The organism is Phenylobacterium sp. (assembly GCF_037189685.1).
In the GTDB taxonomy this organism is placed as follows: Bacteria; Pseudomonadota; Alphaproteobacteria; order Caulobacterales; family Caulobacteraceae; genus Phenylobacterium.
The window spans coordinates 1-6559 of the sequence record NZ_JBBCIT010000044.1 but is presented as its reverse complement, the minus strand read 5'-3'; the positions used below and the strand labels follow the sequence as shown (position 1 = coordinate 6559).

The 6559-nt window shown below is 65.3% G+C and carries 5 protein-coding genes; 3 read left to right on the top strand and 2 right to left on the bottom strand.

The window, feature by feature from the left end; translation table 11 throughout:
* Positions 1–561: FAD-dependent monooxygenase (locus tag WG212_RS21295; protein ID WP_337189125.1), on the bottom strand; the 561-nt coding region annotated here is incomplete at its 3' end.
* Between the two features lie 31 nt (positions 562–592).
* Positions 593–2014: a CoA transferase gene (locus WG212_RS21290; RefSeq protein ID WP_337189124.1), complete on the bottom strand. Its 1422-nt coding sequence runs from the start codon at positions 2012–2014 to the stop codon at positions 593–595.
* A 592-nt stretch (positions 2015–2606) separates the two neighbouring features.
* Here WG212_RS21290 and WG212_RS21285 point away from each other — a divergent pair.
* From WG212_RS21285 to WG212_RS21275, 3 genes are all read left to right on the top strand, one after another.
* On the top strand, positions 2607–4763 hold the full coding sequence (locus tag WG212_RS21285; RefSeq protein ID WP_337189123.1) for a TonB-dependent receptor: 2157 nt from the start codon (positions 2607–2609) through the stop codon (positions 4761–4763).
* A 65-nt stretch (positions 4764–4828) separates the two neighbouring features.
* Complete coding sequence (locus WG212_RS21280; protein WP_337189122.1) at positions 4829–5827, top strand: aldo/keto reductase; 999 nt, start codon at positions 4829–4831, stop codon at positions 5825–5827.
* Between the two features lie 171 nt (positions 5828–5998).
* A partial coding sequence (locus WG212_RS21275; protein ID WP_337189121.1) for an FAD-dependent monooxygenase occupies positions 5999–6559 on the top strand: 561 nt, incomplete at its 3' end.

Genomic DNA, 6559 nt, shown 5'->3' with positions numbered 1-6559 from the left:
GGGGTAGATGGAGCGGAAGGCGACGAAGCCGGTGTAGATGGGGGGTTCGACGCCGAGGAGGATCTCGCGGACCTTGGAGTTGACGCCGTCGGCGCCGATGACGATGTCGGCCTCGACCTCGTGCTGGTCGGCGAAGAGGAGTTGTGTGCCGCCGAGGCGGTGGCCGATGTCGATGAGCTGCTTGTTGAAGACGATGGTTCCGGGCTGCAGCCGGCTGGCCAGCACCGACAGCATGTCGCCACGGTGCATCCTGAGCGCCGGCAGGCCGAAGCGGCTGGCCAGGTCATATTCCGCGCGGTTCAGCAGGATCTCGCCGGTGTCCCAGACCCGGCTGTAGCTGGTCTCGATGACGATGCCGATGTCGAACATCCGGTCGAAGACGCCGATGTGCTTCATGACGCGGCCGACGTTGGGGCCCAGGCCGATGCCGGCGCCGATGCGGGCCAGGCGCGGAGCCTGCTCGTAGATCACCACGTCGTGGCCGGCCTGCTGCAGCAGGATCGCCGCGGTCACACCGCCCAGCCCCGCGCCCACCACCGCAATTCTGGGCTTCGCACTCATGTCGTTCGATCTCCTGAGAGTAAGGAAGAGGTCACCGCGGCAGCCATTGCGGCGGCGAGGATCCGAGCGGCGAGACGGCGCGGGACCAGTAGGCCGGCGTCTCCGAATAGAGGGCGACAGGAGCGAGGTGCTCGATCTCGCCATAGGCGCTTTCGGCGCGCAGGACCCGGGCCGTGGCGGCGAGATCCTCCAGCGGCGAGCCGCCCAGCTCGCCGGGGATCACCCCGAGGGACAGCACCCACTGGATGGTCCGGGCCAGCGAGACGTTGACTCGCCAGCTTCCCCCTTCGACGGCCCGGCGTCGGAGCGCCGCCAGAATCCCCGCCGCCGCCAGGTAGGCGGTCAGATAATCGGCCATGAGCGTGGTCGGCACGCCGCGGGGCCGTTCGGCGTCGCCTTCGATCAGGAAGACGCCCGCCGCGGCCTGGGCGTTGGTGTCGAAGCCGATCCGCCGCGCCCAGGGCCCCGGCTCCTGGCCGAAGCAACTGACCTGGGCGTAGATCACGCCGGGCCGGAGGGCCGCCAGGTCTTCGGCGCCAAAGCCCTTCCGGGCGAGGCCTCCGGGACTGTAGGACTGGACGAAGACATCGGCTTCCGCGGCCAGCCGCCTGAGACCGTCGCCGCCCTCCGGGGTGTTGAGATCGAAGTACGTCGAGCGCTTGCCGATGCAGGTGTCGAGGATCGTCGAGAAGTGATCCTGCCTGTACGGCGAGGAAATCCGCATGACATCGGCCCCGTGCTCGGCCAGGCAGCGGCTGGAGATCGGACCCGCCAGGACGTGCGCCGCGTCGATCGCCCTCACGCCGGACAGCGGGCGCGGCCCTGGACCCAGCGGCTCGGGCGGACTGTCGCCGATCTTCTCGATCTCGATCAGCGGCCGGCTCGCCAGAAAGGCGGACTGCGGATGGGCGGCCCACTCCTCCGGCGTGCGGATCATGGTGGCCGCCAGGTCCCGCGCAACACAGGCCTCCTCCAACTCCAGCGCGCTGCGCCGGGCGACCGCGGCCTCGACCTTGGAGCGGGTGTTGGGACAGTCCAGGAGTTCGAGCAGTCCGTTGCGCAGGCGGGGCGCGGAAGCCGGCCCCGACAGCAGGATCCATCGCCCGTCGCCCGCGCGGAACACACCGCTCACGGGTTCGGACATGGCCTGCCGGCTCATGGCCGGATAACCGCCCTGCCGCACGAATGCGCCCGCGTTCAGGGCGTTGGCCGCCTCCCGGACGCTGAGGCCGACGGTCTGCCGGCGACCGGTCCGCATACGCCAGATCGACGCGACGCCGGCGGCATGGGCGCCCATGGCCACGGTGGCCGCGCGCCCCAGGCGCAGGCGCGACTGCAATACGGGATCCTCGCCAGCGATCTGGATCGACGCCCCAGCATGTTCACCCGAGAAGCCAAGGACGTTCAGGATATCCTGAAGATCGTCCTGGATTTCTCTTTGAACAAGACTCACGACCTAGACCCCCTGACTTGAGGATTCCGGATCGGATTCGGATCAGATATTCCCAGAATACCCGAACTTCAATCTCCGAAACCTTCAGTACAACTTCAGACAGCCTTGCGCCGTCGGGGTCTACGCTGGTCGAGCCGGCCTCTTTCGGTCAACCAAGAGTATGATATGTGAAATCATGCTCGTGTAGAGAAACTCGTATCCGCTGCACAGCGCCCGGTCAGCGCGTTGATACGACGCCACGCTTGAAACGAAGCGGAAGCAGCTTCCGGAATACCGGATCCTTAATTCTATATCTCGCTGAAATCCCTCCCCTCACCCAAGACGCGGGAGTGAGACTTCATGGATATGATATCCCGTTCCGACACCCGGAAAGCGCATTGATCTAAATCAATTCAGACCCTTTGATGACGATCAGAAGAACGCCAACGACTCGGCGCACATCTGTCCTGAATTTATTCGGGATGGAAAATGATGTTCTGTCTCTTCATGCTAAATAGAAAATCGGCGATAATTCTTACAAGTACATCTAGAGTTATTGCGCTGATAAAAAACTGATCAGGGAGGCTCCTTTCCTTTCATCCGCGGGGAGCCCATGCCTATCTCTCAAAGTTCTCTTCCAAAGATCGCGGCGCGCCGTCGCACGCGCCGGCCACTCGTCGCCGGCCTTCTGCTGAGCGCCGCCCTGCCCGCATCGGCTCTTGCCGACGAAACCTCGGGACTGGTCGAGGAACTGATCGTCACGGCCGAACGGCGCTCCGCCAACGTCACCGAAACCCCGGTGACCGTTCAGGTCTTGTCCGCCGACAAGCTGGACAAGGCGGGGATCACCAACATCTACGACATCGCCCAGGTCACGCCTGGGATCCGCATGGACCTGCTGGGCACCAACCTCCAGCCGACGGTTCGCGGGGTGACGAGCTCCACGTCGGGGACGGGCAACAGCGCCAACGTCGTGATCTACGTCGACGGCTACTATCAGCCCTCGAACCTCTCCAACAATCTCGAGCTGGCCGACGTCACGTCGATCGAGGTGGTGAAGGGGCCTCAGGGTACGCTCTTCGGACGCAACGCGACCGGCGGCGCCATCCTCGTCAACACGATGATGCCCAGCTTCGACACCCAGGGGAAGGTCCAGGTCGGCTACGGGACCGACAACGACATCCGCGGGTCGGGCTTCGTGACGGGCGCCCTCACCGAGAACCTGGCGGCCAGCGCATCACTGGTCTACCGGTCCTATGACGGCTTCACGAAGAACATCCTGACCGGCAAGAAGGACGGCCTCTACGACGGCATCACCCTGCGGGGGAAGCTGCTCTACAAGCCCACCGACCGCCTGTCCCTGCTGATGGTCGGCCGCTACAGCAACACCAAGGACGGCGCGGGGCGCGTCTACCGGGTGGTCGGCCCGAACACCACCGCCTTCTTCATCCCGGGCTCCGTGGTCGCCACCGAGAAGTATACCAACTCCCAGGATCTGCGGCCGCGATCGGACACCGAGGTCACCACCTTCACCCTGACCACGACCTATGATTTCGATTTCGCCCGGCTGACCTCCTACACGGGCTACCAGAACGAGATCACCAACCAGCAGACCGACCTGGACGGCTCGTCCGCCGTCATCACCAACAACCGCACCAAGACCAACACCGGCACGCTCTCGCAGGAGTTCGTCCTGAACTCGTCGGGCGAAGGCCCCCTGCGCTGGACGGTGGGCGCCAACTACTGGGCCAATCTGGACGCGGTGCCCTACTACACGGGCGCCACTCTCGCGAACCCGCGGCCCAACAACCAGCGGAACGCGAAAATCTACACCGAAGCCTATGCGGTCTTCGCCGACGGCACGTGGGAATTCCGGCCCAACTGGTTCCTCTCGGCCGGCGCACGGTTCAGCTACGAGGAGAAATCCTTCCGCTCGTTCCTCACGAACCCGCAGATCGACGCCAAGGCGGACTTCGACAGCATCACGCCTCGGATCAACCTGCGCTATCAGTTCGATTCGCGCAGCAGCGCCTACATCGCCTATCAGAAGGGCTTCAAGTCGGGGACGTTCAACGCCACGGCGACCGTGGCCGCGCCAATCAATCCCGAGAAGATCGACGCCTTCGAGGCGGGCTACAAGATCGCCCGCGGCCGGTTCATCTGGAACAACGCGGCCTTCTTCTACACCTACAAGGATCTTCAGGTGGCGAGCTACGACTTCACCGTCGCGCCAGCCGTCACCAAGCTCCAGAACGCCGGCAAGGCCGAGATGTACGGCATCGACACCGACCTCAACTACGCGCTGACCGCGAACCTCGACCTGGTGCTCAGCGCCTCGTACATCCACGCACGATACAAGGACTTCCCCGGCGCCATCGCCTATGTCCCGAACGCCAGCGGCATCGGGTACCGCACGGTCACCATCGATGCGTCGGGCAAGCCGATGATGCGGCAGCCGGACTTCACGGCCAACGCGGGCCTGACCTACACCTGGCCGACCGAGGTCGGTGAGTTCCGGCTTTCGGGGAACGTGTTCTACACCTCGCGCGTCCCATCGGATCCGGGCAACCAGTACACGATCGATCCCTACGCCCTGGTCGACCTGACCGGGGGATGGACCTCTCCGGACGACCGCTGGACCTTCACGGTCATCGTGAAGAACGCGCTCGACAAGTACTACATCAGCTACTGGGACCCGGTGGGCACGGCCCTCATGGTCGCCGACGCGGCCCCCCGTTACGTGCGCGCGACCCTCGGCCTCAAGTTCTGATGTACCGCCCCGCCGGCCCGACGGCCGGCGGGGCTCCCTTTCCCATCCATATCGCAGGGCGAGACATGATTCCGCGCGTTCCCTTCGGCCGCACAGGCGCCGAGATTTCCGCTGTCGGCCTCGGGCTGGCCGGGCTTCCGGGCGGAGCGACCCCGGACGAGGACGCCACCGGGTTCACCGCCATGAACACCGCCCTGGACCTGGGCGTGAACTTCTTCGACACCGCCGACCGATACGGGAACGGCCGCAACGAGGAGCTGCTGGGCCGGTTCCTGAAGACCGTCGACCGTGACCGGGTGGTCGTCTGCACAAAATACGGATCGATCGCGGCGGGCCCCGACGGCCTGCCCGCGGTGGACAATTCACCCGCCCACATCTTCGCCGCCTGCGAAGCGTCGCTGAAGCGGTTGGGCGTCGATGTGATCGACGTCTACTACATGCACCGCCGCGACCCGGAGGTTCCGGTGGCCGACAGCGTGGGCGCCATGTCGCGCCTCGTGGAGCAGGGCAAGGTGCGCTGGCTCGGCCTGTCGGAAGTCGCCGCCAAGACCCTGCGTGATGCGCACGCCGTGCATCCGATCTCCGCAGTCGAGAGCGAGTACTCCCTCTGGCACCGGGATGTGGAGACCGAGGTGCTGCCCGCCTGCCGCGAACTGGGCGTGACGTTCGTGCCGTTCAGCCCGCTGGGCCGGGCCTTCCTGACGGGAAAGCTCACCACCACCGAGTTCGCGCCCACCGATCTGCGCGCCACCCTGCCCCGCTTCCAGGCGGACGCCATGGCCAAGAACAGGGCCGTGGTCGAGAAGCTGGCCGCCTTCGCCGCCGAGCGAGGCGTCACCGCGGGACAGATCGCGCTCGCCTGGCTCCTAAGCCGGGGCACGCAAGACGCCGCCGTCGTCCCCATCCCCGGCTCCAAGCGGCCGGCCAACATCACCGAGAACTGCGGCGCCACGGCTGTGAATCTTGGCCCCGAGGACATCCTCGAACTGGATGGAATCTTCGCGCCGGGAACCATCGTCGGGCACCGCTACTCCGAAATCGAAGCGGCCCGCGCCGGGCTGTGATCTGAAACCTTCCCTACAGCGAATGGATTACAGATTACCGGGCGAAGTAATTGGATTTACATCAATTTTCATAGATATGATTTCTTCAAAACGCCTCGTTCTCGACTTGGATGAAACGCCCGTCGGACTAACCTCAAGGGACAATGAGGCCCTGTTCGACGGAGACATCTGATGAAAGACACCCCTAGGATTGCGGTGGTGGGCGCGGGGCTGGGCGGTGTGACCGCGGCGATCCTGCTGCAGCAGGCCGGCCACGACGTGGTGATCTACGAGCAGGCCCCGCGCTTGGCCCGCATCGGCGCCGGCATCGGCCTGGGCCCCAACGTCGGCCGCGTCATGAAGCACATCGGCGTCTTCGATCAGATGTTCGACATCGGCATCGTGCAGCAGTCCAGCTACAGCCGGGTCTGGGACACCGGCGAGATCCTCTGGGACCGCCGCGAGCAGAAATGGGAGGAGATGTTCGGCCTTCCCGCCCTGACGATGCACCGCGGGGACATGCTGTCGGTGCTGGCCAGCCGGCTGCAGCCGGGCGCCATCGTCTTCAACAAGCAGCTCATCGACATCGGCCACCGCCTCGGCGGCACACAGCTCCTCTTCGCCGACCAGCACGAGGTCGAGGCCGACATCGTCATCGGCGCCGACGGCGTCAACTCCAAGGTCCGCGAGATCCTCCTCGGCGTCGAACCCCCCATCTACACCGGCTTCGTCGCCTTCCGCTCCATCTACCCC